This is a genomic window from Xanthobacter sp. BG11Y11_SDJG, assembly GCF_057364445.1.
Genome location: NZ_JBNFNU010000560.1, coordinates 1 through 2,085, shown reverse-complemented (window position 1 = coordinate 2,085; position 2,085 = coordinate 1). Strand labels below are relative to the sequence as shown.

General features: G+C 71.8%; 2 pseudogenes. Both read left to right on the top strand.

Features of this window, described 5'->3' with window-relative positions:
• Window positions 1-1,645, top strand: a pseudogene (locus AC2W7M_RS24380) (NirA family protein); the annotation flags it as partial.
• 205 nt (window positions 1,646-1,850) lie between these two features.
• A pseudogene (locus tag AC2W7M_RS24375) lies at window positions 1,851-2,085 on the top strand (sulfite reductase subunit alpha); the annotation flags it as partial.

Here is a 2,085-nt window from a genome sequence, read left to right as displayed (position 1 = left end):
CCGAGCCCACCGGGCCGGATGCCGCGAGCCACCGCGCCATGGCGCGCCAGGAGGCGGAAGGGCGCAAGCTGACCCCCGAGGAGAAGGCCAAGCGCGAGGAGCTGGGCCTCGATTCCTACGACAAGATCAGGAGCCACGCGCGCGACGGCGTCTTCCCCAAGGGGCCGGACATGCTGCGCTGGAAGTATCACGGCCTGTTCTACGTCGCCCCGGCGCAGGACAGCTATATGTGCCGCCTGCGCATCCCGAACGGCATCCTCACCCACTGGCAGATGCGCGGCGTCGCCGACATCGCCGCTGCCCATGGCGGCGGCTACAGCGACATCACCACCCGCGCCAACCTGCAGATCCGTGAGATTCCGGCCACCTCCGCCCTCGACGTGCTGGAGGGTCTCGTGGCGCTCGGCCTCACCGCCAAGGGCTCGGGCGCCGACAACATCCGCAACGTCACCGGAACCCCCACCGCCGGCATCGACCCGCTGGAGCTGATCGACACGCGGCCCCATGCCCGCGACTGGCACCATTACATCCTGAACTCCCGCGACATGTACGGCCTGCCGCGCAAGTTCAACGTGGCCTTCGACGGCGCCGGCACCATCGGCGCGCTGGAGGACACCAACGACATCGGCTTCCAGGCGGTGGAGGTGACGGACGGCTTCGGCGTCGCCTGCGGCGTCTGGTATCGCCTCGCGCTCGGCGGCATCACCGGCCACAAGGATTTCGCCCGCGACACCGGGGTGATCGTGCGCCCCGACGACGCGACCGCCGTCGCCGCCGCCATCGTGCGGGTCTTCATCGACACCGGCGACCGCTCCGACCGCAAGAAGGCGCGGCTCAAATACGTGCTCGACGCCATGGGCTTCGACGGCTTCCTGGCCAAGGTGGAGGAGAAGCTCGGCGCGCCCCTCACCCGCATCCCGGCCGCCGCCGTGGCGCCGCGCGCCGCGCCGGACCGGCTCGCCCATCTCGGCATCCACCCGCAGAAGCAGGCGGGGCTGAACTATCTGGGCGTCGGCCTGCCGGTGGCGCGCATGAGCGTCGCCCAGATGCACGGCCTCGCCGACATCGCGGCGCGCTTCGGCGACGGCGACATCCGCCTCACCGTCTGGCAGAACCTCCTGATCTCGGGCGTGCCGGACGCCGATGTCGCGGCCGCCACGGCCGCCGTCGGCGCCCTCGGCCTCACGACCGAGCCGAGCCCGCTCCAGGCCGGGCTCGTCGCCTGCACCGGCTCGAAGGGCTGCCGCTTCGCCGCCGCCGACACCAAGGGCACGCCCGCGCCATCCAGGCCCATTGCGAGGGCCGCCTCGCGCTCGACGCGCCGGTGAACATCCACGTCACCGGCTGCCACAATTCCTGCGCCCAGCATTATATCGGCGACATCGGCCTGATCGGCGCGCGGGTGCCGATCAATGACGACGGCGACACGGTGGACGGCTTCCACCTGCTGGTGGGCGGCGGCTTCGGCACCGACGCCGCCATCGCCGCCGAACTGAAGCGCGACGTGAAGGCCGAGGATGTGCCCCACCTCGTCGAGGGCCTGCTGAAGGCGTGGATGGCCCACCGCCGGGACGGCGAGACCTTCGCCCAGTTCTCCCGCCGCCTCGACCCGGAGGCGCTGAAGGCGCTGGCGGAGGCGGCATGAACACCCGAACCCAGTCGATTCAGCCGCTTCGCGACCTTTTGCGCTGGGCCCCGGCTCGCATTCCGCTGGCGCTCCATGCGTCCGGGGCGCGAGGGCAGTCCGGCTTCCCGGCCGACTGCAACGCAGCGAAGCGCAGTGGAGGGAGAGCCGGGACCCAGCGCAAGACTTGCGCGCCAAAGGCGCGCGCCATCATCGAGATTCGCCCATGAGCCTCCAGTCCCGCCCGCCCCTCGTGCCCTATCTGCCGGACAGCGCGCCCTTCACGGCGGAGCAGCGCGCCTGGCTGAACGGCTTCTTCGCCGGCATCTTCAGTGGCGATGCGCCGGCCGGCGCCACCGCGCTCTCGGCCGGCGCCGCCGCCGCCCTGATGCCCGAACTCCAGCCGGCCGATGCGCCGAGGACGCGCGCGCCGTGGCACGATCCCGCCATGCCGCCTCATC